A 26570-nucleotide genomic window follows, 5' to 3' on the forward strand; every position below is an offset into this window, starting at 1 on the left:
CCAACGATTCAAGACACCGCGGGGCCGATGAAAATTGGTCCCGCGGTGTCCTTTTTGGAATTAGCTGCGCCGGCACCGAATGCTTGAGGTCCAGTATCTTCCTGCGTCTTCACCGCAATGTCGCTAGAGTTTGAGCACACTCGCCGGTTCCTCAACTGGGCATTATGGCTAGGTCTTCCTAGGATGGGAGCACGCACGCTCACCACCGTTGATGGAACCAGGCAAGGAGAAATGATGGCGCAGTCACCCCACTCAAGCGGGCAGGGTCGCACGATCGTGATCACTGGAGCGGGTTCAGGCATTGGCCGTGCCACCGCACGATTGCTCTTATCCCAGGGCTGGAATGCTGCCCTTGCCGGGCGCACCACGGCCACCTTGGAAGAAACGGCACAGTCCCACCCCTTGGCCTTGATCCATCCCACCGACGTCACCGATCCGAGTGCGGTGGACAAGCTCTTTGCCGCGACCCATCAACGCTTTGGATCAGTAGACGTGCTCTTTAATAACGCGGGGGTGTTTGGGCCAGCGGTATCTATTGACGAGTTGACCCCAGAACAGTGGGATCAAATATGCCAGATCAATCTCACCGGTGCCATCAATGCGGCCCGTAGCGCCTTTGCTCATTTTAAAGCGCACGCCGGTGGCCGCATCATCAATAATGGGTCCATTTCCGCTCAGGTTCCACGCGTCAATTCGGTGGCCTATACGGTGACCAAACACGGGATCGCCGGGTTGACCAAGTCGCTAGAACTAGATGGACGCCCCTACCGGATCCGCGCCACACAAATCGATATTGGCAATACCGCCAGTGACCTACTTGATGATTTTGGTGCCAACGATGGTGCCCTGCAACCCAGTGGACAGCGAATTGTAGAGCCGTCCTTCCCTTTGGAAGAAGCCGCCGAGGCCATTGCCTACATTGCCGGAGTTCCTTTGGGAACTTCTATCAATCAGTTCACAATTACCGCCGGTGGCATGCCGTACATCGGACGAGGCTAGGCGAACCCCATGCGCCTAGAGATTCCAGATCATCACCGACGTGCTCAGCGCGGTTTACCGCAAGGATTTGCCGGTACTTGAGCAGTGGTGTTCGAAGGACATCCAGTGGGATATCGCGGGCAGGCCGTCCATGCAGGGTTTAGAAACAAGTGCAGATGGCCAAAGCTGCAGCAACCAGCAATCAGTGACTCACTTCAGCCACGTCATCAAGTTCGCTTCTGCTGGTAAGGCCGCAAAAATCACCGCGGTCCGCAGCTATTTTGTCGAACAGCCGGGAGCTGAACGGGCGGTTTAGAAGTACTCTGCCAGTAGCGCTTCAAGCTTGCCGAGGGCCGAATTCCAAGCCTTGGTGCTTGTTTCCACGACTTCATAGGGTATCGGTCCCTGGGTCAGGGAAAGCATGGTCTGGCCGGCGAACTCTTTGAATTCAATGCGTGTTTCGATGATCAGGTCCAAGGTCATTTCATGTGGACCATCGGCGCTGACCAGACATTCATATTCATCAAAGGTCGTCAGTACTGCCTTGAGCGGAACCTTTGAGTCTGGGTTGTCGACCTGCACCATTTCCAGTTCATGGCGACCGCCAACTTTGGCTTCAAAAACGACAGAATCTTCATTAACTGCCCAGCCGTGAGGACCCCACCATTGAGCGATGATTTCGGGTTCTACAAAAGCTGCCCAGACGGCAGTTTTCGGTGCAGAAAACTGTCGGGCGATAACCAGTTCAGTCAACGATTCCATGTACTCAATGGTATCGCTACTTAAAGATGCTGTAGCCCCAACCTTGACCGCACGCCACCTTCAACTCTTTTAGCAAAACAGTGGAAAAGTACCACAAACGATGGCAGACGAGAATGCCGGTTCTGCCACGTTGGTCGCAATCGAGTTCAAGGCGAAGGTGAAGGTGAAAAGTAGGTTAGACATTTGGTGTTCTCCGTACTCGTGAATGCGATGATGATCTGTCGCGGCATTCATATGCCACTAACTACTTTTCATCGCGATCGCTGTCTCGCACCTGTACAAAAGAACAGTTCTCGCAAACTATCTACTTTCAGCTGGATTTATTCCCTCCCGGTAAATCGGGCTGGATTCTTCCTTTCTCCCCTGACGCAATAAGGCCTCACTCCTCTCTACCGGCCTAACCTTCTTGGACCAAGAATCGTTGAACTTTTGTACACCGCAAGACTGTACGGAAGTACAGGGTCAGTTGATTCAACGGCTAATACAGTCGTTATCAACAGCAACGATTCCAAACCAGGAAGGGCCCATCATGAACGGATTGCAGCTAACCGGCGTTAGTCGTAGCTTCGGGGACCGTACCGTCTTGCACAGCATGGATCTTTCGGTCCAGCGCGGCGAGATCGTCGGTTTCATCGGAGGCAATGGTGCCGGCAAGACAACCAGCATGAGGCTGATCTTGGGGCTACTGAGCGCCGATCAAGGACAAATTACGTGGGACGGCAAACCCATCTCCACCCAGGATCGACGCAACATCGGTTACATGCCTGAAGAACGCGGACTTTACCCACAGATGCCGGTACGCGAGCAGATCATCCACTTTGCATTATTGGAAGGTCACAAGCTTCCCGCTGCACGCACGGTGGCAGATGATCTCATCGCTTCGTTGGGACTTCAGGGTAGGGAACGCACACTCATTCAGGATCTCTCGCTGGGCAACCAGCAGCGTGTTCAGTTAGCAGTTTCACTGGTGGGCAACCCAGCACTTCTGGTACTCGACGAACCATTTTCTGGCCTAGATCCCAGCGCTGTGGCAACCATGGGCGAATTGATCCGTGAACAAGCTGCCCGCGGAGTCGGAGTACTTTTCTCTTCTCACCAACTGGATCTGGTTGAACGACTCTGTGACCGGGTCTGCATTCTCGATCAAGGCCGAGTCAAGGCCAGCGGAAGCATCGCAGAACTAAAAACCGAAGGTCAAAGCCGTTGGCAACTGAACTTCTCTCGTAATGCAGATGCCTTCGCAGCTGAAACAGCAATGCTCCAGGCCATCGACGTAACGAGGTCTTCCACTGATCGAAACAGTGTTGTGGTCTCCTTGGAAGGCGATGACCGCGACATTCCTGCGCAGCTGCTAGCCATTGCGCAGAGACACGGTGGACTGCGCAGCATCGAATCCGTTCAACGTTCTTTGGATGAATTACTCACGAAGCAATACATTTCAGCTGGTTTGGCCACACCGACCGAAGTCGAACCAGTTACAAGAGCATCGGAGGCAAGTAAATGAGCACCGTTTCGAAATCACGACAAGCATTACGCGAAACAGGACTAGTTATCCGTAGGGAAATCCTCACCAGAACGGCAAACCGCACCATTCTATTGACTACCGGGCTACTCGCCTTGGGCGTCGGTGCGGCAGCAGGTGTTGGAGGCTGGTTTCTGGTCAATTCCGCGCAAGGCCTTGAGACGTTCAGCTTGAACCCTCGAATGCTCTTCGCCACTGCCATGATCTGTGCGTTGCTAACTTCTCTGGTCTACTCCTCACAAAGCTTGACCGCCGGAGTGGTGGAAGAGAAGTCCTCGCGAGTTGTTGAAATCCTGCTCACTAAGATCGGCATCGGTCCGCTACTTGCCGGAAAACTACTCGGCATCGGACTGGTCACACTGGCTCAACTACTAGTGATCGGCGGGGCCGGAGTACTCGGGTTCACAGTGGTGGATGGGTTCTCTCTTCTTGATATGCAAGTGGGTCCATCATTGGTGTGGTTTATGGTGTGGTTCTTGCTCGGCTATGCGGTTTTCGCGCTGCTCAACACCGCGTTGGCAGCCACCGTGGCCAGGCAGGAGGACCTGGCTTCGGCAGTCATGCCACTGTCGGTGTTGCAAATGGCACTTTTGGTTATTTCGCTGTACGTCTTACCTACTCATCTAGATAACGCCTGGCTTCATGCTCTGTCCTTTGTCCCGCTATTTTCCTCTTATTTGATGCCTATTCGATTCGGCCTTGACGGCATTGAAATGTGGCAAATGATTGCAGCCGCCGGCCTCAGTGTGATGGCAATCCCTGTCCTGTTCTGGGTTGCAACCCTTCTTTATCGCAACAATGCCCTGCGTACCGGGTCTCGAGTCTCGCTGCGTACTTCCCTGAGCTCGGCCGACTAACGCTAGTTCCTAAACCTGGTCACTACGTCTTTGAAAGGACAAGAACAATGACTGAAAACAACACCGCGCAAAATAGCCCGTCCAAATCCTCGAAGCTCAAGAAGCACCTTCGAAATCTCGGCCTGCTCCTCTTGGGCATCGCCGTGGCTTACGCCATCACCACCTTCCTCGCCTAGCCGCTGTCCAAACCTCATAGCCTGAAAGCGCATCGCCATGACCGTCATTCTCAATCCTTCACTTCCGGCGACCCAAGCTGGCACCACGGCAGCGCAACAGGCCCAACCTCTACTAGATGGTCTTGGTCGGGCACCGATCCGCACAGTCTCAGCAACACAATTTGCCGGTCGTAATGGCAGCTGGATCATGGAATTAACAGACGGAAGTCAGATATTCGTCAAGAAGTTCAATGCATCTGCGACATCACCGCAGGCATTTGCCCGATCAATGAATTTTTCGTTCTTTGCTAGAAACAATCCACAGCATGCGCCTAGCACCCCTAAATTGTTAGCGGGGGATGAATCAACTGGCCTGTTGCTGTTCGACTACTGTCCCGGAACTAGCCTGGCTCATCTGATCGTCCAGGATGCTTTGCCCGTGAGTTTCGCGGCAGATTCCGGCAGGTTATTGGCACGATTACATTCAGGCCCAACTGACGGACTGGATCCAGCGGGCAGTACGCTCCCGGTGCAGACGTTGCGCTTCGGTGTCACACATACCAGGTACTTGGATTTCACGTTGGCAGAACTCAGCCTGTACCCAACTTTGCAACAGGACGGCGAACTCCTTCAAGCGCTCGAAGCCCTACATGATGCTGAGGAGACAAACCGCAAATCACCGATTCACGGTGATCTGCGGTGGGACCAGTTTCATGTGAACGATTCACAACTGAATCTGTTGGATTGGGAAGACTTCTGCCTGGGAGACCCGGCACGAGACATAGGAACACTGGCCGGGGAATGGATCTATCGCGCGGTGCTCGACACGGTCACCTCTCGTGGCGGAGCCGATTCTCCACCCGAATACTTTGACGAAAACAGCGCGACAACCCTGATATCTCACCGGCTAGCTGCAGTCGTTCCGCAGCTACAGGAGCTGTGGCACCACTATCGGCTTAATTCCAGCACCGATGACTCGCAACTGGCATTGCGCGTCACCGCGCGGCTGGGCTGGCACTTGGTGGATCGTTCAATGGCTAGGGCAGCCATGGTTTCTAGGCTCCCCGGAATTGAACGGGCAGCGGCAGGCATCGGCCGTAGAGCCCTTTTAGACCCCGCACGATATAGCCACGCACTAGGTTTCGGAAAGGACTGAGAATGGACGCCCTACTTACGGCAACTAAAACTAATTTCACTGACATCTTGGCGGCCATCTCAGAATCCGTTCAGTTGGACCTGGTGAAAATGACGGCAAGGATCGATGGGCATCATTTTGACGCATCAAGTCCGGGGGAGCTCAAAAACGAACTGAGTGCCCAGATTTATAAGCATCTGCACATCCGCAATCCCATTATAGATACCCAGCCTACAACCGGAGAACAAGATCTAGCCGCGCAGTTCACCGCCCTGGTTCCACACCGAAGTATTTGGCAGGTAGCGGATTGTGGATTCGAAAGCTCGGCGTCAGTAAATGGAGAATCCCACGTCATCGTGAAGCTCGGCGGTGTCAAGGTTCTAGTACCACAGTCCGACGTACGTAGGGACCCTGTGAAGGAAACGTTGGCCGTACGTCTGCCCAGCTGGCGTGCCCGAACCACACCAGGATATTTGCTGGTTCTCGGTGAGCTTTCCCCTGGGCCTTCCATCGATACAGCTCGGCTCTATTTTGGTTGTGAAACCCATGCTCAAGCCTTAGAGCTCTTTCCCGAGTTACTTCTAACGCTTGCAGCTTCGGGAATTGGATACCACCTCAAGGCGCTGTCATCCTCATTGGCTTACCCTCGCAGTGACGCGATCGTTGCCTATGTACCGGCAGTGCACGCTGCAAAAATTGCGGACCTGCTTGGTCGGGCCATGAAAGACCTGTCGAGCACTCCAAATAGCTCTTCGATATTCACTCAACCGCTTGGTAAGGGAATCACCCTGGCCGAAGAGAGTATCGATCAACGTCCGTCCCACCGATCCCTGAGCTTCGGGCAACATCGCTCTCGGGTTCTAGCCGATGCACTTTTCCGTGCTGACCGCGAAAAGATCGGTCTATCTCAGGCGTGGATTCAAGAAGCGGCTGAGGCCCGGATTGACCCTAACCGGCCGTCTACTAACCTGTAAATTTCCCCGCTGACCACACACCCATCACAACAAATGCCGTTTCTTTGGCGCATCACTAAGGAGCAACATCATGAGTAACACCAACGCACTGACCGATCTAGCCCAGGCGCACACTGCCTATGCCGCACCAAGCGAACTAGGCGCCGACGCAGCCGCAGAAGCACCGGCAACCAGCCCGCTGTGCATCGGCATCATCGTCGGCGCTACCCTCGGCGCCGGCTGCTAACCCACTGAGAACGCATTAACTAACCGTCAAACTAAGCACTACCCAATCAATCAAGGAGCACCATCATGAGCAACACCAACATCGTTGAGAACAACAGCGCACTGACCGATCTAGCCCAGGCCCACACTGCCTATGCCGCACCAAGCGAACTAGGCGCCGACGCAGCCGCAGAAGCCCCCGCAACCACCCCATTCTGCGCAGGCGTCTTGATCGGCGCAACCCTGACCGTGGGTTGCTAAGCCTCACCTCAATCAGTGACTGCGGCGGGGTGCTTGGCCGGCAACGGCCGTTCGCTCCGCCGCATCATTCCACAGCTACCCCAGAGGAACACCATGACAACAGCGCACAGCACCACGCCGGCTCAGGCATTGGATCTTTCGTTGGACGGCTTCGGCTATCGTAAAGTTGCGCTGGTTCTGACAGGTTCTGCTGCGACCCAAGTCATGCCATTCTGGCTCGATTGGATTCTGGCCGCAGCACCCCACACGCAGTTCAGAATCATCATGCGAGACTCCGCGAGCCGCTTCATCACTCGACACAGTTTGGAAACGCGTTTACGCGCTCGTGTACATTCCGATCATTGGGAAGACGAGGTGATCGCGGCACATGTGGAGCTAGCTGAATGGGCAGATCTCATGCTGATCTATCCCGCAACTTTGGACTATGCATCGCGCCTCGCCAGCGGAATTACCGATTCCCCATCATTACTCGCTGCGCTCAGTACAAGTGCACCGGTATGCATCGCTCCCTCGTTGCCACCCCGCGCGCTGTCCAATCCGCTGGTAACAAATATCTTGGATGCCTTGCGCACCCCAAAGAACTTCGTGGTCATCGATCCGGTACCTGGCCCCAGCGAATCTAGTGATAGCGCGCTGGCGTGGGTACCTCCACCTTTTCCAGCAGTTATGCGTCGTCTCGAATCGTTGCGAGTTGCTGGAACTATCGGTTCGACAACGGACCGCTAATGACGACAGCCAATTTCACTCCGGCCGCAGGATTCAGGGTGCAAACAGGGTTACTGGCTACCGAAGTAACCAGTCATGACGGCGTCTATTCATGGCAACATCGCCTGGGCGCACATGCCCCGCTCAGTTTTTCCACCCTTGTGCCGTCAGGGCTAACGAACATGACTCACGATTCAGAATTGGTCATATGGGGACAAGGCGACAGCTCGGATCGCAGTTACCGAACCCATGCCGGCGCATCCCTTGCGATTCATCTTTTGGACCCAAAACCGGTCAAGTTGCGAGTTATTGGGAAACTCTGGGGCGCTGCACTCAACGAGATACACAATGTTCGTCCTGATTCCAAAGTAGCTTTCACCAAGCCTCGCACCTTGCAACGCGCTGCCGCATGGCTCGACGGCGCTTGGAAACCAGCTCGTACCGTTCTTGGTACCGCCGGACTGAACCGCATGAATGATTGGGCTATTCGAATGAGCGAGGGCCATCATCGTGTACTCGTACACGGTTGCCCTGGAATGGCTCACTGGGTCCTGACTGCCGATGCACGATCGGGAAGTCTGCTCACCGGCGAAGATACAGGCGTCGCGAACCCAGTCTATGATTTCGGCTGGATTCTGGGCGAAATTGCCGAGCTCAGGGCATTTCACCCTTTGTTAGGCCCTGTGTTGAACCAGTTAGAGGAAGGTCTTCTCGACTGCTTTCCCGGTGTGCCCAACTTGAATGATCTGAACTTGGCGCGTGCCTTCCGACTGGTTCACCATGCCTTTGATTGGCACCACTATGCCGGAGCATCGATTGAACAGGCCACATTGCTTTTGCGATTAGCAACGAATTACATATCTAACCCGGTAGGAACTGATCAGGAAATCTCATGAACTCGACCCCCTTGAAAGCACCCCAAATGCGCAGCATGACACTTGATCAGGGTGCCCGCGCAATCGCCATTCAAAACCCAGCAGCGCGAAACAGTACATTCGTTCTTGCCATTGCCTCAGGGATGCGGCACGAACTACCGGGTGAAGAAGGAATGCTTCACTTACTTGAGCATCTGATTTACCAAGATAGTGCGGCAATAACCTCAAGCGACCGTGAAGCTGAACTTAACAGCATTGGCGGTGTCTTGGGCGGACACACTCACATGGACTACACCGAGTTCTACGAAACGGTATTACCTTCTGATCTGTCTGGCATGGTTGCCCGGGTGATTGAACAGGTTTTTCATCCAGCATTTCAACCTGAGCAGATTAATGAACAAATCCAAGCTGTATGCACCGAACGGACCCAGCGTTTGGCTCCCGTACCTGGTGAAGTATTGCCGTTCCCACACCTGACTTGCCAGTATTGGGAAGATCACGCGCATGGCCACGATGGCACAGGCGACAAAACCCTACTTTCTAGAGTTTCTGTCGAGCGTCTGCAAAACCTACACGCAAAACACTACCGCCCTGAACACGCTGTTTTGGTGGCTTTCGGGCCGCAAGAACCGTCCGACATATTGGAGATCCTCGCTGAAAAAATGGGTTCAATCTCAGTTGAGAAAACCACACAAGAAACTATGGCATCGCACCTCATAGAGGCCCGTCCAAGCTCGGCGAGGAACCAAAAAGTTCATGTACCCGGCCTTCCTGCTAGACGACTGCTCGCCGCTACCAGCGCTGCGGACGCGCAGACGATCAACGAATCGTTCCTTGGTGATTTGATTGTCGCTTCACTGCTTTCAATGCAAACCGGATTGGATTCCAGCCTTGGTATCTTCGGTCCGGCCGACTTAACCGAAAACGACTTATTCATCCTCGTAGATGACACGGGCCTCGAACTAGCTCCAATGCTTAGGCTGCGAGCATTAGCCACTGTTGATGACGCAACTTTGCTATCTGCGGCAAAAAAGGCACTGTTTACCGCTGAAAAATCCGTGCATGATGATGAACGGCTGACACGGACTACCGCTCGCGACATGCTTCTTCGAGGATCACCTAGCTTTGCCCATGAACTTGTTGATCGATTGAGGCTTCTTTTGGAACAGACAGCAAGATTACGCAAACTGCTACTAGGTTCAACGCAGCGTTTAGCTACTCAGCCGTGGCATACCATCGATGTGACCCCAACCCTCCAGGAAATTGCATGAGAACCCTGACCAAGAGAATATTAACAATCTCCGATGACCGCTCCAGTTTTCCGGTGCTCTCGCTAGCTTGGCGCACTGATCCGCAACATGAACAGGAAACTCGAAGGTTGTTGACTCAGAGTTTCGGCCAAACTGACCGGCTGATCCCGGTCTGGCACCAGTTCTCTGGCGACAACGGGTCAGTAATTCTGACTGTTGCCGCTGAACAGTCACAGCTCGAACGTTGGTTGCGATCTATGGCTCACGAATCCTCGTGTCTCGATTCCAAGCTGGTCTCCGGGCCGACGATTGCTGTGGTCGGAACCTTCATTGATGCCGAAAATTTCCTTGCCACTGCTAGCGATTTGTTCCCAAGAAATGACTCAGAAACTGCGGCGTTACCGAGCCGAATGCAGCAAAACATGGTTCAGGGCTACCAGCAGACACTGATTACCGGCCAAGACCCAAGCCAGCAGGTCGGAGAGGCTGCCTGCTTCTTGGCACTGTGCCTACTATCGGGAGGAGCTTCGGCATTGCTACCGAGCTCGGTGGCGAGCATAGGGAACGGGGCTACAGTCCAAATTTCCCGAGGTCTCATACAACGCCGTGCTGCCATCACTTGGCAAGGAATTTGCCGAGGGAGCGGCGGATTGCAGATTTTCGAAAGGATCGTCCAGACCCTGCCAGTGCAGCTCAACGCCATGGATGACGCCGAGGTGCAACGCCTGAAGCACTTCGGCCTGGCCAACCTTAGTCGCGCGTGGCGCTCACCGATAGAACTAGCACAAACCGCGAATCTGTACCAGATTATGGACTGGGGACAGTCTTTGATCACTAGCCCACAGTCAGAACTTGATCGAGTAACGCGCGAAGACTTGAATCACGCAATGGATCAATTGCTACGCCCCGTATTGGAAGTTCTCGGCCGAAGCTAAGGGTATGTATTGCACGCACTAACTAGACGCGTGGCGCTCTTCTAATATCTAACAGCCCATATTCCATAGACTTAACAAGAATTTGCACGCGGTCGCGAACGCCGAGCTTTTCCATTACCTTAACGAAACGCGCCTTCACGGTCGATTCGGTAACGTACAGCTCTTCAGCCATTTCCTTGTTGCTCATCCCTTTACCAAGCAACACGATGACTTCAAGCTCTTTGTCAGTTAAGGCCTCAGATAATTTTGCATCAGGTTCAACCTGCGCTGGAATCGAGTCTGCCAACCCGGAAACGACGTGGCGAGTTACCTCAGCGGAAAGCACCGATTCGCCAGCCATTACTTTGTGAATTGCTTCGGTGATCTCTTTGGGCTGAGCGTCCTTGACAAGATATCCACTAGCTCCGGCACGGAGTAGGTCCACTACGTAACGGTCCGTAGAAAAGGTGCTAAGCCCAAGAATCGCGATTTCTGGATTGTTTTGATGGATCTGCGCAGTGGCGGCAACCCCGTCCATTACCGGCATCTGCATGTCCATGAGAATCACGTCCGGACGTAGCCCGGCGGCCTGAAGCACCGCAGCTTTCCCGTCAGCAGCTTCTCCAATGATCTGGATGGTGGGATCCGAGGAAAGATAGTCACGCAAAATTTCGCGAGTCAGAGTTTCGTCGTCAACGAGCAATACGGTGCTCAAGGCTTCTCCTTCTTACCTGGCGCCATGACAACACGGCGCTACACCCTTAGTTTGCCTTAGAAAGTCCTTCTAATGGAATTGTGACGCTGGTTGTCCACACTCCCTCAGTCTCTCCCGCTTCCACAAACCCACCGAAGACCCCGCAACGCGCACGCATGGCCTCGAGTCCAGTTTTTGAAGACATGATCGGCTTTTCGCCCGATATGTTATTCGTAGCTACGAGTTGAACGTTACCTTCGCGAACATATAGGCCCACTTCCACACTGCTCGCGGGGACCGCGTGTTTGAGAATGTTGGTGCCCAGCTCACGAATGGTTCGGCGGAGGGCCTGTCGCAAACTAGCTGGAATACGGGCAACTTCGCCCTGCACCGTGAGATTCACTTCATATCCTGAACTCTGAAGCGCATCTGCCACCGCGTCCAGATCATGTACCAGACCCACGGCTGTCGTAGTTTCTCCAGAAAGTTCTGCCGGATCGATAATACTCGGACCAACTGTCGCGCTCTCGCCAGCTGCGTCAGATACTTTATCTTCTTCCTTGAGCAGCAGTACTAGCGACCGAAGATCCTGCAGTGTCTGTTGTGCAGAATTGCCGATTCCCGCCAGAATCTCTGAAGTTTTTTTCTGGTCGTCCACGAACTCTGCGCGACGCGCCTGCATCGCGATAATAGTGACGTCATGGGCAACGATGTCGTGCAACTCGTGAGCAAGCAAGGTTCGTTCGTTGGCTCGAATTTTTGCCTGCTCGACCTCCAAAGCCTCAATGCGTTTAGCGCTGTTTTCGTGACGACGGCGGAACGCATTCAAGCTGAGCCCCGCGGCACCAGCGAAGGCAACAAAGACTCCGACCATGACCACCGCGAACAACGGAGCATTGGGAACCAACAAATACAGGAAGAATAGGACGGCCTCACACAACAAGGGAAAAAGCACTGCCTGACGCCACGGCAAAAGGTAGCAACATCCTGCAACGACAATTACTGAGGGGAACACCAGTCCCGCCAAGAGGACGCCTGGCATACCCACCGCAGCGATTACACATATACACGCGAGCCAGAGAATAGCGCCAGGTAGAGCGCCAAGAAATAATGCCGCGAGCGGCAAATAGGGTAACGCTAATTTCAGCGTCCCATATTTTCCAAAAGAGTCCCCGGAGCCTACCCAAACGTCCCCCACGTACATGACGAGGGCCAGCAGAATCGGCACCAGGCGACCAACGACACCTCCGGGTAGCGGCTTAATATCGGCGGTCCAGGCAGTCCACTTTCTCATATCTGACATTGTTCCATCGCCAATGCGGGTTATTGGCATCGTCGTGAATTCCGTGACCGACTCAGAATGCGTGACTGCCAGAGTAATGATCGACTAGCTTGCCATCTACTGGGGCCGACGGCGTGATTCCAGACGGCTGACCGTGTACAACGTCTGCTCATCGGGCTGGGTTCCGGCAGCGTCATGCGCAGCCTTAACTCTCATGGCTCGATCCCACTTGATGCGCTCGCGAGGGCTGGCTTCTATGCGGCGTTCCGCCGGGCCAAAGATGCTCAAACCCAAGTACTTCAGACGCCAGAGAACGCGGTAACCGATACTCAAGCCAGTGGTATCGGCGATGATAGGCAACGGAGATTCATCCATGCTCATAGTCCTCTGCAGTATCCGTGGGATTTAGTTCTTCTTTTCCAAGCATACTGCATTAGTTGGTGCACCAACTAAATTCGTGGCTACGCTTTTGGCGCGCTACCACCAGCATCGATCAGGCGGTCCAGGATGCCCCTCAACTCAAGAACATCCTTCTCGGATAATTGGAGTCGAGACATCATTTCTAGCGGTACTTTCAACGCCTCTTTGCGCAAATCAGCGCCTTTTTTGGTGGGCTCGATGATGACCGACCGTTCATCCTGCGGATTTTTAGTCTTGTCTACCAACCCTGCAGCTTCCAAGCGTTTGACCAGAGGGGAAAGAGTACCCGGATCTAGGTGCAATTGATCGCTCAGTTCGCGGGCGCTGAGCGCTCCAGAATCCCACAGTGCCAGCATCACCAGGTACTGAGGGTGGGTCAGGCCCAACGGATCCAACACTGGCTTATAGGCAGAGATCACCGAGCGAGAAGCGACCGCCAAACCGAAGCACACCTGCTTTTCCAGCTTGAGAAGATCATCTTCCGGAAGAATAGCGCTGTCCACGTTGTTGCAAACTCCTTGAATGGGGGCAATACCGGTGATTCGATCGTACCGCCCGGAGCGCGGGTTGCTTGTGGCCAAAGCCCCTCGCAGTGAATAACCTTGGCTCATGAGCAACCCCGATCAAAGCCCAGAAGAAATCGACTGCAGCAACGCCCTATCCCCTGCTGAAGTTGAAATCTTGACACCTCGCGAAGTCCCTCTGGGTGGGCCTCGGGCAATGACCGTCTTCCGCACCCTGCCGCAAAAACAGCGTAGCCTCATCGGAGCCTGGTGCTTTCTGGACCACTACGGTCCAGATGATGTCCAAGTTACCGGTGGAATGAACGTACCTCGCCATCCGCACACCGGACTTCAAACAGTCTCGTGGTTGTTCACCGGTGAAATCAACCATCTAGATTCAGCTGGTTTTAAGGCAACGGTACGTCCCGGAGAACTCAACCTGATGACCGCCGGGCGCGGCATCAGCCACTCCGAAATTCTCACCGAGGACACCGCCACCCTGCACGGTACTCAGTTATGGGTTGCCTTGCCGGAACAGGCCAGGAACATGGACCCTACTTTTGAGAACTACCGGCCTGAGCCATTGCTCGGTCAAGGCTGGAGCCTGTCAGTCTTCCTGGGCAGCTACGAAATTTTCGGACAGCACTCGGCCTCCCCGGTAACAACTCACACCGAGCTGGGCGGCGCCGAACTACGTTTGGAGCCGAACACCGAAATCGAGGTTCTGGTCCCGGAGCATTTTGAGCACGGAATTCTTTTAGACTCGGGTTCCTTGCAGGTCAACGGGCACCCATTGGCCGCGCGTGACCTCGGCTTTGTCCGGGCCGGTTGTAAAACCTTGCGCCTGGTTTCAGGCGATGAACCGGTATTAGCCTTGCTCATCGGCGGGGAGCCGTTGAATGAAGACATCTTGATGTGGTGGAACTTCGTGGGACGCACCCACGAGGAAGTCCTCGCATTCCGTGCTCAGTGGCAAGCAGAAATTGGCGCAGAACCAGCAGACACCTCAGAGGACCGCTTTGGCCCCTTCCCGCCGAATACTCCAGCAGCACTACCGGCCCCAGCCCTACCTACCGTTCGCCTGCGCCCGCGGGTAAACCCTGCCTAAATCAAAGGACACCACCCATGAGTGAGATCAAGCCAGTATTCCTGCCCGAGCGTCGCCGCTTCGCCCTGGATGATGACGGCAAGCTGATCGGCGAGGCGCACTACCGCGACTTTGAAGGATCCGACGGCGTTGAGCGAATCTTCTTCCACACCACCGTGGATGAAGAATACGGTGGACAGGGACTAGCTAGCGTGATGGTGAAATACGCTTTGGAGAACACAATTGCCAGTGGCGCTAAGATCGTAGCGGTCTGCCCCTACGTCAAGGCTTATGTGGCCAAGCACAGCGACTACGACGCGCATCTGGTTGAGCCTACAAAAGCCCACCTGGGAATCTTGCCGCGCGATTAGTAGTCAACCGTGGTGGCAGTCCCCTTGGTGCGCCCAGAAATAATGATCAAGATCAGGATCAGGAGCAAACTAAAGCTGAAGACCGAGATGAATCCCGTGCCGATAGCTGCCATCGCAAAGATCACGCCGCCAATCGCCGTGGCACCGGCATTGCCAAGGGAGTCTGCCACTGACATCGCCGAGGAGTTAAACCCTTGCTCGTCCTTGGCTGACAGTGCCAACATATTGACGTTTTGCCGCGGGAAAATCATCCCCATACCAAAACCTCCCACGGCCCAACCGCACACCAACACGATCACCGGCGGGTGGAAGATTGCGGTGGCCAGGGCGGTGGCTATGGCCACAGCGCCCGCCACTGCCCCGAGGGTAATGCAGGTTGAGGCTTGGACCTTCTCCCCCAGCTTGCCTTGCAACCACGAACCTACCGACCAGAACAAGGCCGAAGCCGTCAAAATCAGCCCCGCTTTATCCGGGGCAAGCTGGTAGTCCTGTCGCAACAGGTAGGGGAGATAAACCTCCACACCAAAGAAGGCACCGGTGACAAAGATCCGGGTCATGATGGTGGCTGGCAGACCGCGCCGCAAGGTGAAGGTACCGACGGGCAACAACGGGCGAATGGCCACAAGTGCCACCACCAGGGCTAACGCTAGTCCGATCAGTGACCAGCTACTGCGCGAATTTCCTAACAGGTTCATGGAGATCACCGCTAGACCGGTGAGACCTGCCAACCCGAGGCGCTTCATCGAGATCGGGCCGAGGTCTTCGTTGCGTTCAGACCCCAGGGCTCTGAGCACCGGAATGATCCCGCAGAACGCTACGACCACCAAAACGGCGACACCAGTAAAGACCCAGCGCCAGCCCAGGTGCACCGCCATCAGACCTGCCAACCATGGACCGATCATCGCCGGCAGTACCCAGGCGGTAGCAAACAACGCAAAGATTTTAGAGTGCAAGTGTCCGGGATAGGCGCGTGCAATCAGCACGTAAATGGCTACGGTAATGGCGCCACCACCGATGCCCTGCAGGATGCGACCTGTAATAAGCACCTGCATGTTCGCGGCCGAACCACAGACTACCAAGCCCACACAGAAGATCGTGACACTGATCAGCAGAGGAAACTTTGGCCCCCAGCGGTCGGTAATCTCGCCAGCTGCGACCATGCCCAGCATGCCACTGGCAATCGGAGCGGCAAAGGCTAACGCAAAATAGCGTTGCCCGTGCAGTAGTTCGCTGACCAACGGCATGACGGTGGTAACCGCCATGGACTCAAAGGCAACAAGGAACACCAGAATAAACATGCCGATGGTGGTGGCAAGATACTGCGGTGCGTAGATCGATTCTGTAGTGGGTCCAGACAGGCGGGAACTACGGTTTGAAGGCATAGTCCAATCTTGCCAGCTTGTGGTTAGCCGCCTAGCACGTGCAAGGCAAAGGCCGAGAGGAAACCGGCGGTAACCAACAACCCGGTGTAGTCATGCTCAACGGAATAGGCTTCGGGGATCATCGTGTCGGCAATCATGGTCAGGATGCCACCAGCGGCCACTGCTGTAGCGAAAGCCAGAGCCTGCCCAGGCATGGATTGCATAACAAGTGCGCCAAAGAAGGCAGCCAGCCCACAGGAAATTGCGATGGATCCCCATAGCGCGGCAATCGTTTTGCCTTGGCGCCCGGCGTCTTTCATTTGAGCTGTGCTGGCCAGACCTTCGGGAACATTCGAGATGAAGATGGCGATAAGCATGGCTGGGTTGATGCTCGCACTGGTAACCACAGTTAGGCCCAGGGCCACCGACTCCGGGATACCGTCAATCAGTGCACCAACGGCCAGGGCGGTGCCTGACGATTCCCCTTGGCTGCCTTTACCTGACTTCACTTGACGCTTTTTCGTACGCCAATCCAGTAATCGATTGGCTAAGAAATATAGTCCGGCACCTACCAGCACGCCAGCGATGGTAGCTAGCAGGCCACCGGTTTCGAAGGCTTCTAACACCAACTCAAAACTCAGCGCACTAACCAATACTCCGGCGCCGAAAGCCATGATCGCGCAGACCCAAACTTTTGGGATCTTGAACCACCAGGCCGCACCGGAACCCAGCAAAAGTGCCGAGCCGGCCACCGTACCCCACAGCAGAGCCTGCAAAGAAGCAATCATGGAACTCACTATAGCCAGCAAATCGAATCTGGCTGGAACTAGCCCTCTGAGGACATGTTATTAAAGCGTGAGTAGTGACCCTGGAAGGCTACGGTGATGGTCTTAGTTGGACCCGCACGGTGCTTAGCGATGATCACGTCAGCTTCACCCGGACGGTTTTCCTTGTCGTAAACATCATCACGATGCAGCAAGATAACCATGTCGGCGTCCTGCTCAATCGAGCCCGATTCACGAAGATCGGAAATCATTGGCTTCTTGTCGGTTCGCTGTTCGGAACCACGGTTCAGCTGAGACAGTGCAATCAGTGGAACGTCGAGTTCTTTGGCCAGCAACTTCAGGTTACGCGAGAACTCCGAGACTTCCTGCTGACGGGATTCAACGCGCTTACCCGAGCTCATCAGCTGCAGGTAGTCAAGAACAATCATACGCAGCTCGTTGCGCTGCTTGAGTCGACGGCACTTGGCACGGATTTCCATCATGGACATATTCGGCGAATCATCGATGAATAGTGGAGCTTCGTTCAAGCGACCCATGGTGGTTGCAATCTTGGTCCACTGCGAGTCTTCCACCGAACCCTTTCGCAGGTCCTGAAGCTGGATGGAGGCTTCTGCCGAAAGCAGGCGCATCGCGATCTCGTTGCGGCCCATTTCCAAGGAGAAGAAGACGGTAGCCATATTGTTCTTGATGGCTGCAGAGCGTGCGAAGTCCAGTGCGAAGGTCGACTTACCGACGGCGGGACGGGCCGCGATGATGATCATCTGACCACCCTTGAGGCCCTGGGTCAGCTCATCAAATTCGTAGAAACCGGTAGGTACGCCGGTGATGCCGTCGCCTGCGTTGGCTGCGTTTTCGATTTCGTCAACGGTGCCTTCGATGATGTCCGAAAGGCGTACGTAGTCTTCACTGCTGCGGTTTTCGGCAACCTTGTAGACCTCAGCCTGAGCTTCGTTGACGATGGCATCAACTTCACCGTCTGGCGAGTAACCCATCTGAACAATGCGGGTACCGGCGTCCACCAAACGACGAAGTACTGCGCGTTCTCGTACGATTTCTGCGTAGTATCCAGCGTTCGCAGCGGTTGGGACTTGCTGGATGAGGTTGTGCAGATATGCGGCTCCACCAATACGTGAGATCTCTCCACGTTTGGTCAGTAAGTCAGCAACGGTCACCGCATCGGCTGGTTCTCCTCGACCATAAAGATCGATGATTGCTTCGTAAATGGATTCGTGAGCGGGACGATAGAAATCGGTGCCACGCAGTGCTTCAACTACGTCTGCAATGGCGTCCTTGGAGAGCATCATGCCACCGAGCACGGACATTTCCGCCTCGATGTCCTGTGGCGGCTTGCGCCCCGCGTCGGATTCCCGTGCCTCGTAAACCGGCTCAGCACTCATTACAGCCACTTCCATCCCTATTGAACCGCTGGGAAAAACTTCCTTGCCAGATGGCAACGCTCCATCATGTCAGTCGATACCGACAACTGAAAAAGCGTCTGTGGATATTTCTGTCCCAAAGTCAACACTAAGACCGTTATTTGCTCACGTAAACCTCGTTATCCACAGCGCCTGTGCATAACATGGCCTGACTTGTGGACTGCCCTGTTCACTAACTGGGGAGAACCCTGTGGATTAATAACTATTACCATTCGGTAATATGTTTTGACTTGGGTGTTTGTGTTTACACAGCTGTGGACAGAAAAATATTTTGTTGAAGCTTGCGGCACCCTTCGCAGAGTTATCAACAGCCAAAAACACCCGGAATTCGGGGTTATTAGCGATATGCACAGAGTTCTACACACATCACCCACAAGCGTGTGGATAACCCTGTGGATAGTGAGATTCTCCTAAAACCCTTAGTCACCGTAGGTTAAGCGGTTCACTTGACCCTCAAAAACGACGTCGTCCACATTTCTTTGCCCCAAGGCATCTTTTGTCCCCGTGGATAACTCACCACATCATCAAAATGCTGCCGTCACGCAAAAACGCTCCGGGTGGAACACCGTGTGTTCCGTCCGGAGCGTTTGAGCAACTAGCTAGCTGAAGTTTTAGACGAGTTCAGGAACTGGGATTGAATGAAATCGTGAATCATGGAAGATCTGTGGCGAATGTTCGGAGGCGTGGTGCCCGTGCACTTCCAAGAAGACGACCCAGTGATCTCCAGCTTCAACTTCGTTGTAGATGGAAGTCTCCAGCCACAATGTGGATTCCTCGATAAACAGCGCGCCACGATCAGTGACGGCAGTGTCTACACCACGGAAGCGGTCACCGGTCTTTGAGGCGAGCTGCGCGCACACTCCCCCATTGCGGTCGCTGAGCACTGAGACGCCAATGTGGCCAGCTTCGCGTAATTTGGGCCAGGTGTTAGAAGTTTTCTGTACTGCAAACATCACCAGCGCAGGTTCCAACGAAACACCAACGGTGAACGACGAAGCGATAATTCCGGTTTTTACACCGTCAATCTCGGCGCAAAGAGCTGCGATGCCTGAGGGGTGCTGAGCGAAAACCTTGCGGAGCGTCAGCGGGTCAAGTTCACGATTCAATGACATGGCTCGATTCCTTCTGGTCTTGCCCACGGCGCTGAAGAGACCCGAGCAAACGGTTCGGCGTCCCCGAATCCACTTCTCACTGATCATTCACGCAGTGCGCGGTACTTGTTTCAACACCATTTAGCGCGAAACCGAATCCTCACCTGGAGCACCCCACTACCGTAGAGAGGGTTGCCGATCAGCAAGCCAGGGCTTATAGCTGATGCTCTTGATTCTGTTTAAAACGATATGGGTCATGACGAAGTATCGTCAAACAAATCACTTCGTAAATCGCAATATTCAATGATTCATTCGACGCATAGGCCTACATCGAGGTGTCTGGCAGTCAATTATTCAGAAGATGTGTGATCCATAACGCAATCCGCTTATCGGTGACATCCTGCCCAGCTCGGTCACCAAGGCCACTTCAACGCTTTTCTGGGGCCGCCCACCGTAATGAAACCGGGTTCCTTTCTCTGGCGTTCAGGTTCATGCCACGATAAAAGATGCAGTGTTATGGGTCACGCCATTCATTGCCTGCCGCCGTTGCCAGAGATGATGAGTGAAGGATGCCTCCATGGTAGAAATTCAGGCCAACCATTCAGAACTAACCCCGTTGCGTTTCCTTGAACGCTCGGCCGAGGCCTACCCCAGCAAGACCGCCATCATTCATGGGACTCGTAGTTATACCTACAAAGAATTCGAAACTCGGGTGCACCGTTTTGCTCAAGTACTAGCCGAGCGCATCGAACCCGGTGACCGAGTAGCGGTCTTGGCACCAAATACTCCTGAGATGTTGATGGCTCACTACGCCGTGCCGCTAGCTGGGGGTGTGCTCATCGCTCTGAACACGCGACTCTCCGCCCACGAGCTGCAGTACATCATCGACCATTCGGGAGCGAAGCTCCTCCTGGCCGATACCGAATTATTGGAGAACACCAAAACCCTGCGAGGCGAAAACCCCGGCCTGCAGGCACTGATTGAGATCACCGACGACCAGTTCACCTCCCCACGCCCGAACGTGGAAGTTGATGGAACCTTGGAGCAATTGCTGTCTACCGCCAGCGACGAGAAACTGCCCTATGCGATCGCGGACGAGCGCTCTGCCATCGCCTTGAACTACACCTCGGGGACCACAGGAAAGCCCAAGGGTGTGCTCTACTCGCACCGCGGCAGCTACCTAAACTCTCTGGGTGAAGCGCACCATCAGGGCCTTAGCTCAGCGACCCGATACCTCTGGACGCTACCGATGTTTCACTGTAACGGCTGGTGTACACCCTGGGCAGTGACCGCAGTTGGTGGCACCCATCTATGCCTGCGTGGAGTGCGTGAAGATGCAGTGTGGGATGCCATCGAGAACCTCGGAACTACTCACCTGTGCGGTGCCCCGACTGTTTGCTCGATCATCGCCGACTCGACTCGGGCGCACCAACTTCAGGCTCCGCTGCGCATCACCACCGCTGGAGCTCCACCGTCCCCGGCCATCATTTCCAAGTTGCAGAAACTGGGCATCGAAGTCGTTCACGTCTATGGGCTGACCGAAGTGTATGGCCCCTACACAGTCTGCGAATACCAAGAAGAATGGGATCAGCTAGAGCCGGCCGAACGCGCGGCCAAGCTAGCCCGCCAAGGCGTCGGAATGATCACCGCGGAGTCGGCACGCATTGTTGATGAGAACATGTTCGACGTTCCTGCCGATGCCCAGACTATGGGCGAAATCGTCTTGCGCGGTAACAACGTCATGATCGGCTATTACCGAGACGAAGAAGCAACCGCACAGGCCTTTGCCGGCGGATGGTTCCACACCGGCGACTTAGGTGTCATGCATCCCGACGGTTACATTCAGGTGCGCGACAGGGCCAAAGACATCATCATTTCCGGTGGCGAAAACATCTCAACCATCGAAGTGGAACAAGCTTTGGCTTCCCACCCCGAGGTACTGGATCTGGCCGTCGTTGGCATCGCCGATGAGAAGTGGGGCGAACGTCCCGTGGCCTACGTGATCCGAGCCAGCGACTCCACCTTGAGCGCGCAAGATCTGATCGATTTCGCCAAGCAGAAACTTGCTGGCTACAAAGTTCCGCGCACCATCGTTTTCCCGCAGGATTTGCCGCGTACTTCAACGGGTAAAGTGCAAAAGAACGTACTACGAGCCCAAGCGCTTGAACAGCTTAATAGGAACTAAATGTTTTGGAGTCAGCTATGAGTTCCACCAACCAACCAACCACCGATAAGACCAGCCGGTTCACCGATAGTGTCGGTCTTATCTTTGATGAAGTCTCAGCCACACTTGTCCGTGGGCACGCGGAGCTGAACGAAGACCACCACACACCTTGGGGAGTGGTCCACGGAGGCATTTACGCCACCATGGTTGAAAGCGCTGGCAGTGTGGGAGCCAGTTACGCGGTGGCCGAGCGCCAGCAGTTTGCCGTTGGTGTTCATAATGCCACCGACTTCCTCCGCCCCTCCACCGGAGCACATGTGCAGGTCGAGGCCAAGGCCCTTTTCCAAAGCAAAACTCAGCAGCTCTGGGACGTTGTTATTACCGATACGGCTACGGGCAAAGTACTTTCGCGCGGACAATTGCGCACCCAGAACGTAGATTTGCCCAAATCTTGAGCGTAATCTGATGGCATCTAGCGGATCAGCCTCGGGAGGCTCATTATGAGTGCCACCTATACCTTTGATGTGTTCAGTAGTCTTGATGGTTTCGGCAGTGCCGGTGGCGACTGGGGAGGATACTGGGGCAAACAAGGACCGGAGCTACTTGCTCGACGCCTTGAGCTCTACGGCCAGGAGTGCCACATGGTTTTTGGGGCGAATACTTTTCGTTTGTTCTCCCAGTTTTGGCAGGAGATTGAACAGAATCCTGAAGTTGAAGATCCTTGGGGCGTTGCCATGCATGAGCAACCCGCCACGGTCATCTCCACAACGCTTAGCGACCCACTGAAGTGGCCACAGGCCACCTTGGAGCGGGCCGATGCCGTGGAGGTGGTCAGGCAATTAAAGGCCACCTCAGCGTTGCCCCTGCGATCTCACGGTAGCTTGGCGATGAACCGGTCCCTGCTCGCCGCCGGTCTGGTGGACTTTATTCAAATAACCATTTTCCCGGTACTCACCGGAGCTCACGGAGACTCCCCTGTGCTGGATGTCGGCGAAGACTACGATCTAGAACTCATTGATTCGCGACTTTTAGATGGCAGTATCCAAGAATTGACCTATCGGCCAACTCAACACGTAACTCTCTGAGCTTTTCAGAGCTCTAGGTAATAACCATTCATTCTGCATGTTTGAATATTTGAAGGTGAGACTGACATTGAGAGTGCATCAAAGATTCCCAACAGTTATCGCGGTCATTGCAGCCTTGTCGCTGACGGGCTGCTCGGCTTCTGAATCAACGGCCCAGAGTTCCACATCATCCCTGACGACTTCTTCGTCCGCCTCAGCCTCTGCCTCTTCACCCCGTTCATCCCCGTCTCCCACAGCGCTCAAGGACCTCACACCAAATATGGTTCTGGGCGCCAGCATCCCGTCAATGTGCGAGTTTCCGGCCGGGAAATTGGTCGGCGGTGTCCTGAAGGAAGAGCACTCCGAATATCCCAACGCCACCCCACCATCGCTCGTTTCTGAAAAGTTAGTGGTGGCAGGTGACCTGACCGGTGATGGGGTTAAAGAACTGGCGGCGACCTTTTACTGCGACAAGGGTGGTGTTGCTTGGCCTACCCATATCCAGCTGTTCCAAAACACGGCCAAGGGCATCGCCCCGCTGGGCCAGCCCTTCCAAATGGGTGACGTTAATGGTGGCGCTCGCGCCCTACCGAGCTCACTAAAATACGCCAACGGTCAGCTGGTGGTGATCGATCAAGCTCTGCTACCGATGGAAGCCGCGGCGGCTGCCTCAGGAAAAATCAAAGCAACACTGAAATGGAACGGTAAGAAGTTAGCGGCCAGCTCAATTCAGGATCTGGCAGTCCCACAAAATGGCACGTTGAAGACTGCAACGGTCAACGGGACTTGGTGTCTGCTGGACGGCAAGGGGAAGTCCACAACAAAAGACTGTCTGACTATCGACTATCCAAATGCCACCAGAAAAGGCGAAGACGCGCAGACCCTATCCTTCTCAACAAATAATGGCTTCACGGTGCTGAGCTACTTTGATGCGCCGCTAGGCATGATCTATTCATCAGGAGTCAAGATCCAGGATCCGGCCAATCCTTCGGTAACTACGTCGCAGCTACAGAAGGATCGGCTGTACAACAATCAAACCCATGAGGTCTTTGTCCGTCAGGGAAAGTAAGACCTAGCTGGCCGGGCGCATGTCACCGGTTTCTTGGAACCGTTGGTGCCAGCTCAAGGCCTCACCCAACAGGTGCGGGGTGTGCTTGCCGTAGCTGTCCTTGCGGGCACGATCGAAGTAGTCCTGCAGCATTGGGCGGTAGTCCGGGTGGGCGCAGTTATCGATGACTACCTGAGCGCGCTGTTTCGGAGACAGCCCACGAAGGTCAGCCAAGCCTTGTTCGGTTATCAGGATCATGGTGTCGTGCTCTGTGTGGTCTACGTGCGAGGCAAAAGGAACGATGCCCGAGATCTTGCCACCCTTGGCGGTAGATGGGGACATGAACACCGACAGGTAACCGTTGCGGGCAAAGTCGCCCGAGCCGCCGATACCGTTCATCACGTGCGAACCGAGCACGTTGGTGGAGTTCACGTTGCCGTAAATATCGGCTTCGATCATGCCATTCAGCGCAATGCAGCCCAGTCGGCGGATGATTTCCGGGTGGTTTGAAATCTCCTGAGCGCGCAGCAAGATGCGTTCGCGGTAGTGCTCAACATTCTTGTTGAACTCCTCGATGCCGTCGGCCGAGAGCGAGAAGCTGGTAGCGGAGGCGAACTCGATGGTGCCATCCTTAATCAGCTGGAGCATGCCGTCTTGGATCACCTCGGTGTAGGCGGTCAGGCCCTTGTAGCCGCCGCGGGCCAGGCCAGCGAGCACCGCGTTGGCGATGTTGCCGACGCCCGACTGCAGCGGCAGCAGCTTCTCGGACAGGCGGCCGGCGCGGATCTCGGAGTCCAGGAAGCCCAGCAGGTGATCGGCGATCTTCTCGCTGGTCTCGTCTACTGGTGCGAAGGGGCTCAACCGGTCCGGTGCGTCGGTTTCCACGACCGCGACGATCTTGTTCACGTCGACGTCCAGGTACTTCTGGCCGATGCGGTCGCGCACCGTGGTCAGGTCGATTGGCTTGCGGTGCGGCGGCAGGGCGGTGCCGTAGTAGATATCGTGCATGCCGTCCATGGCGGCGGACTGCTGGGAGTTGACCTCGATGATGATCTTGTCGGCCATCTCCAGCCAGGTCTTGTTGTTGCCTACCGAGCTGGAAGGGATCAGGTCGCCCTCGGCGGTCACGCCGACAACTTCCACGATGGCCACGTCGATCTTGCCGTAGAAGCCGAACCAGGCGTGCTGGGCGACATGGGACAGGTGGATGTCCATGTATTCCATGTTGCCCTCGTTGATGCGGCGGCGCAGCTCTGGGTCAGACATGTAAGGAAGGCGCAGATTCATGCCCTCAGCCTTGGCAAGCACACCGTCCAACTCTGGTGCGGTTGAAGCACCGGTGAGCACGTTGATTTTGAAGTCCTTGCCGTCAGCGTGCTGGCGTTCCATCTGCGCTGCTAGTGCACCGGGCACGGCCTTCGGGTATCCCGCACCGGTGAAGCCACTCATGGCGACGGTCATGCCTGGCTTGATGAATGTTGCCGCTTGCTCGGCGCTCATCAAGAGATCAGCAAAGGCCCGGTGTTGAATACGTTCGTGCAAAATTACCCCTTCGAAACATCTTTGTGACGTAGGTCTATAACCCGCATCTCACCGGATTACCTTAGCTGTTCTCGCCTGTCACTGAGACCACGTCCGGGCGTTCAGAGCGGTAGATGGCGCTTTTCTCGATGAGTTGCGCGCTATTTGCGGTGGCCGGTCAACGTCTTGCGCACTGTGGTCGGCTAGCTCAACTGGTAGTCGGTCTGGCCGCAGAGCTCTTCGTTCCACGCAGTTGAACCAAGGAATGGCACTGCAATCAGTGCTGATCAGCGAAGATCATCCTGAAGGAGTATAGAAATGAACCTATGTAGAATTCATACTTAGCTCATGGAACAAAACAAACTACTTCAACAGATTAAGCGTTCCATGCTTCCGGCTGTTCTTCTGAGCCAACTGGCCGAGGAACCCGTTCACGGTTATTCCATGCTGAACAAACTCGAAGAACTCGGGGTATCAGGCGTCAAGAGTGGGACTCTTTACCCACTACTTCGATCGATGGAAGAGTCCGGGGACATCATCTCCGACTGGCAAATTGCTGACCGTGGACCAGCACGCAAGATCTTCAAAATCACCGACCAGGGCCACCAGACTCTGACTTCCCTCAATAGCTGGTTGCGACAGTTCACCTAGGAGACCTTCATGGAAAGCACCCTCAAGACCTACATCGATGAGCTGCGCTACAGCCTTTCACTACGCAACGTGGAGCCCGCAACTATCCGCGACATCGCTAGGGAAGTGGAATCCGAAGCCACTAGCTACGAAGATGCCGTCGCCAGCTTCGGAACCCCCGAACACTACGCGACGTCTTTCCCCTCCACCGCATCCCCAAAGAGCCACTCGGCATTCCTCGTGGTCGGCGTACTACTGGCCGCCCTTTGGGCTGTACTGACAATCATTTTCCGGGACCGCCAGGCGAATGCCTTTTCGGGTTGGGCAATCACTTGGCTACCAGTCTTCGGATTGATCGCGGCCGGAATTATTGTCGACTTCTCCCGATCATTGCTCCGTTCACGGGCCAGCCGGTAAGTTCAGCAACTGCGTGGAAAGCTCGGAGCTCGCGCATGGGCGACATTTGCCTAGACTGAACTACTTCGCAGAGCAAACACGCCAGAACACTGTATTAAACGCCA

General features: G+C 54.9%; 33 protein-coding genes and 1 riboswitch. Of the genes, 21 read left to right on the forward strand and 12 right to left on the reverse strand.

Annotated elements, in window-relative coordinates; translation table 11 throughout:
* Window positions 1-8: 8 nt before the first annotated feature.
* The gene (locus EYR88_RS16365; RefSeq protein WP_278184787.1) at window positions 9-140 is read right to left on the reverse strand and encodes a hypothetical protein; all 132 of its coding nucleotides are present in this window, start codon (window positions 138-140) and stop codon (window positions 9-11) included.
* Between the two features lie 91 nt (window positions 141-231).
* Between EYR88_RS16365 and EYR88_RS10495 the strand changes: the two genes are divergently transcribed.
* A complete protein-coding gene (locus tag EYR88_RS10495; RefSeq protein ID WP_131089870.1) occupies window positions 232-999 on the forward strand; it encodes an SDR family oxidoreductase in 768 nt (255 codons plus the stop codon).
* Window positions 1000-1039: 40 nt separating this feature from the next.
* Window positions 1040-1294 (forward strand): hypothetical protein, encoded by a 255-nt coding sequence (locus tag EYR88_RS10500; RefSeq protein ID WP_131089589.1) that lies wholly within the window; start codon window positions 1040-1042, stop codon window positions 1292-1294.
* On the opposite strand, the gene EYR88_RS10505 is transcribed toward EYR88_RS10500, so the two are convergent.
* Entirely contained in the window at window positions 1291-1740 is a 450-nt protein-coding gene (locus EYR88_RS10505) for an SRPBCC domain-containing protein (protein ID WP_131089590.1), read from the reverse strand. The genes EYR88_RS10500 and EYR88_RS10505 overlap by 4 nt on opposite strands.
* A gap of 529 nt (window positions 1741-2269) precedes the next feature.
* On the opposite strand from EYR88_RS10505, the gene EYR88_RS10510 reads away from it, so the two are divergent.
* The 11 genes from EYR88_RS10510 (at window position 2270) to EYR88_RS10545 (ending at window position 10613) form a co-directional block, all read left to right on the forward strand.
* Window positions 2270-3244: an ATP-binding cassette domain-containing protein gene (locus EYR88_RS10510; protein WP_131089591.1), complete on the forward strand. Its 975-nt coding sequence runs from the start codon at window positions 2270-2272 to the stop codon at window positions 3242-3244.
* Complete coding sequence (locus EYR88_RS10515; protein ID WP_131089592.1) at window positions 3241-4119, forward strand: ABC transporter permease; 879 nt, start codon at window positions 3241-3243, stop codon at window positions 4117-4119. The genes EYR88_RS10510 and EYR88_RS10515 overlap by 4 nt, the downstream gene beginning before the upstream one ends.
* Before the next feature lie 47 nt (window positions 4120-4166).
* A complete protein-coding gene (locus tag EYR88_RS16370; RefSeq protein ID WP_262198962.1) occupies window positions 4167-4295 on the forward strand; it encodes a hypothetical protein in 129 nt (42 codons plus the stop codon).
* A gap of 37 nt (window positions 4296-4332) precedes the next feature.
* Entirely contained in the window at window positions 4333-5430 is a 1098-nt protein-coding gene (lxmK, locus tag EYR88_RS10520) for a class V lanthionine synthetase subunit LxmK (RefSeq protein ID WP_131089593.1), read from the forward strand.
* Window positions 5431-5432: 2 nt separating this feature from the next.
* On the forward strand, window positions 5433-6383 hold the full coding sequence (locus EYR88_RS10525) for a T3SS effector HopA1 family protein (protein WP_131089594.1): 951 nt from the start codon (window positions 5433-5435) through the stop codon (window positions 6381-6383).
* A 70-nt stretch (window positions 6384-6453) separates the two neighbouring features.
* Window positions 6454-6609: a hypothetical protein gene (locus EYR88_RS16045; RefSeq protein ID WP_165477323.1), complete on the forward strand. Its 156-nt coding sequence runs from the start codon at window positions 6454-6456 to the stop codon at window positions 6607-6609.
* 65 nt (window positions 6610-6674) lie between these two features.
* Window positions 6675-6848: a hypothetical protein gene (locus EYR88_RS16050; protein ID WP_165477324.1), complete on the forward strand. Its 174-nt coding sequence runs from the start codon at window positions 6675-6677 to the stop codon at window positions 6846-6848.
* A 93-nt stretch (window positions 6849-6941) separates the two neighbouring features.
* Window positions 6942-7574, forward strand: a complete 633-nt coding sequence (locus tag EYR88_RS10530) for a flavoprotein (RefSeq protein ID WP_131089595.1) — start codon at window positions 6942-6944, stop codon at window positions 7572-7574.
* Window positions 7574-8449 carry a hypothetical protein gene (locus tag EYR88_RS10535; RefSeq protein WP_131089596.1) on the forward strand — a complete coding sequence of 292 codons (876 nt, stop codon included), beginning with the start codon at window positions 7574-7576 and terminating at the stop codon, window positions 8447-8449. Before EYR88_RS10530 ends, EYR88_RS10535 begins: the two co-directional genes overlap by 1 nt.
* On the forward strand, window positions 8446-9699 hold the full coding sequence (locus EYR88_RS10540) for an insulinase family protein (protein WP_131089597.1): 1254 nt from the start codon (window positions 8446-8448) through the stop codon (window positions 9697-9699). Before EYR88_RS10535 ends, EYR88_RS10540 begins: the two co-directional genes overlap by 4 nt.
* Window positions 9696-10613: a hypothetical protein gene (locus EYR88_RS10545; RefSeq protein ID WP_131089598.1), complete on the forward strand. Its 918-nt coding sequence runs from the start codon at window positions 9696-9698 to the stop codon at window positions 10611-10613. Before EYR88_RS10540 ends, EYR88_RS10545 begins: the two co-directional genes overlap by 4 nt.
* Before the next feature lie 22 nt (window positions 10614-10635).
* Here the strand turns inward: EYR88_RS10545 and EYR88_RS10550 are convergent, their stop codons facing one another.
* From EYR88_RS10550 to EYR88_RS10565, 4 genes are all read right to left on the reverse strand, one after another.
* Complete coding sequence (locus EYR88_RS10550) at window positions 10636-11307, reverse strand: response regulator transcription factor (protein WP_131089599.1); 672 nt, start codon at window positions 11305-11307, stop codon at window positions 10636-10638.
* A gap of 46 nt (window positions 11308-11353) precedes the next feature.
* On the reverse strand, window positions 11354-12580 hold the full coding sequence (locus EYR88_RS10555; protein WP_131089600.1) for a histidine kinase: 1227 nt from the start codon (window positions 12578-12580) through the stop codon (window positions 11354-11356).
* 105 nt (window positions 12581-12685) lie between these two features.
* Window positions 12686-12943: a hypothetical protein gene (locus tag EYR88_RS10560; protein ID WP_131089601.1), complete on the reverse strand. Its 258-nt coding sequence runs from the start codon at window positions 12941-12943 to the stop codon at window positions 12686-12688.
* 86 nt (window positions 12944-13029) lie between these two features.
* Entirely contained in the window at window positions 13030-13491 is a 462-nt protein-coding gene (locus tag EYR88_RS10565) for a MarR family transcriptional regulator (protein ID WP_131089602.1), read from the reverse strand.
* Between the two features lie 106 nt (window positions 13492-13597).
* Here EYR88_RS10565 and EYR88_RS10570 point away from each other — a divergent pair, with 106 nt between their 5' ends.
* Both EYR88_RS10570 and EYR88_RS10575 read left to right on the forward strand, forming a co-directional pair.
* On the forward strand, window positions 13598-14599 hold the full coding sequence (locus EYR88_RS10570; protein ID WP_131089603.1) for a pirin family protein: 1002 nt from the start codon (window positions 13598-13600) through the stop codon (window positions 14597-14599).
* Window positions 14600-14616: 17 nt separating this feature from the next.
* Window positions 14617-14949 (forward strand): GNAT family N-acetyltransferase, encoded by a 333-nt coding sequence (locus EYR88_RS10575; protein WP_131089604.1) that lies wholly within the window; start codon window positions 14617-14619, stop codon window positions 14947-14949.
* On the opposite strand, the gene EYR88_RS10580 is transcribed toward EYR88_RS10575, so the two are convergent.
* From EYR88_RS10580 to EYR88_RS10595, 4 genes are all read right to left on the reverse strand, one after another.
* The gene (locus EYR88_RS10580) at window positions 14946-16331 is read right to left on the reverse strand and encodes an MFS transporter (RefSeq protein ID WP_131089605.1); all 1386 of its coding nucleotides are present in this window, start codon (window positions 16329-16331) and stop codon (window positions 14946-14948) included. The genes EYR88_RS10575 and EYR88_RS10580 overlap by 4 nt on opposite strands.
* Window positions 16332-16354: 23 nt before the next feature.
* Window positions 16355-17098 (reverse strand): ZIP family zinc transporter, encoded by a 744-nt coding sequence (locus tag EYR88_RS10585; RefSeq protein WP_131089606.1) that lies wholly within the window; start codon window positions 17096-17098, stop codon window positions 16355-16357.
* A 38-nt stretch (window positions 17099-17136) separates the two neighbouring features.
* The gene (gene dnaB / locus EYR88_RS10590) at window positions 17137-18492 is read right to left on the reverse strand and encodes a replicative DNA helicase (RefSeq protein ID WP_131089607.1); all 1356 of its coding nucleotides are present in this window, start codon (window positions 18490-18492) and stop codon (window positions 17137-17139) included.
* A gap of 650 nt (window positions 18493-19142) precedes the next feature.
* Window positions 19143-19643, reverse strand: coding sequence for a flavin reductase family protein (locus tag EYR88_RS10595; RefSeq protein WP_131089608.1), 501 nt, complete (start codon window positions 19641-19643; stop codon window positions 19143-19145).
* A gap of 96 nt (window positions 19644-19739) precedes the next feature.
* A riboswitch (SAM riboswitch) is annotated at window positions 19740-19857 on the reverse strand.
* Window positions 19858-20199: 342 nt separating this feature from the next.
* Here EYR88_RS10595 and EYR88_RS10600 point away from each other — a divergent pair.
* The 3 genes from EYR88_RS10600 to EYR88_RS10610 are packed head-to-tail and all read left to right on the forward strand — an operon-like array spanning window position 20200 to window position 22871.
* Window positions 20200-21807, forward strand: coding sequence for an acyl--CoA ligase family protein (locus tag EYR88_RS10600; protein ID WP_131089609.1), 1608 nt, complete (start codon window positions 20200-20202; stop codon window positions 21805-21807).
* 17 nt (window positions 21808-21824) lie between these two features.
* Window positions 21825-22241, forward strand: a complete 417-nt coding sequence (locus EYR88_RS10605) for a PaaI family thioesterase (protein WP_131089610.1) — start codon at window positions 21825-21827, stop codon at window positions 22239-22241.
* 45 nt (window positions 22242-22286) lie between these two features.
* Window positions 22287-22871 (forward strand): dihydrofolate reductase family protein, encoded by a 585-nt coding sequence (locus EYR88_RS10610; protein WP_131089611.1) that lies wholly within the window; start codon window positions 22287-22289, stop codon window positions 22869-22871.
* Window positions 22872-22949: 78 nt separating this feature from the next.
* Here EYR88_RS10610 and EYR88_RS16055 read toward each other — a convergent pair whose 3' ends face one another.
* Complete coding sequence (locus tag EYR88_RS16055) at window positions 22950-23114, reverse strand: hypothetical protein (protein ID WP_165477326.1); 165 nt, start codon at window positions 23112-23114, stop codon at window positions 22950-22952.
* Window positions 23115-23157: 43 nt separating this feature from the next.
* Here EYR88_RS16055 and EYR88_RS10615 point away from each other — a divergent pair, with 43 nt between their 5' ends.
* Window positions 23158-23919, forward strand: coding sequence for a hypothetical protein (locus tag EYR88_RS10615; protein WP_131089612.1), 762 nt, complete (start codon window positions 23158-23160; stop codon window positions 23917-23919).
* 3 nt (window positions 23920-23922) lie between these two features.
* On the opposite strand, the gene EYR88_RS10620 is transcribed toward EYR88_RS10615, so the two are convergent.
* Window positions 23923-25440, reverse strand: a complete 1518-nt coding sequence (locus EYR88_RS10620; RefSeq protein ID WP_207306490.1) for an acetyl-CoA hydrolase/transferase family protein — start codon at window positions 25438-25440, stop codon at window positions 23923-23925.
* Between the two features lie 327 nt (window positions 25441-25767).
* Here EYR88_RS10620 and EYR88_RS10625 point away from each other — a divergent pair, with 327 nt between their 5' ends.
* Entirely contained in the window at window positions 25768-26070 is a 303-nt protein-coding gene (locus EYR88_RS10625; RefSeq protein ID WP_131089613.1) for a PadR family transcriptional regulator, read from the forward strand.
* A 9-nt stretch (window positions 26071-26079) separates the two neighbouring features.
* Window positions 26080-26466, forward strand: a complete 387-nt coding sequence (locus EYR88_RS10630) for a hypothetical protein (RefSeq protein ID WP_131089614.1) — start codon at window positions 26080-26082, stop codon at window positions 26464-26466.
* Window positions 26467-26570 lie beyond the last annotated feature (104 nt).

Source organism: Arthrobacter sp. S41 (assembly GCF_004320535.1).
Lineage (GTDB): Bacteria > Actinomycetota > Actinomycetes > Actinomycetales > Micrococcaceae > Glutamicibacter.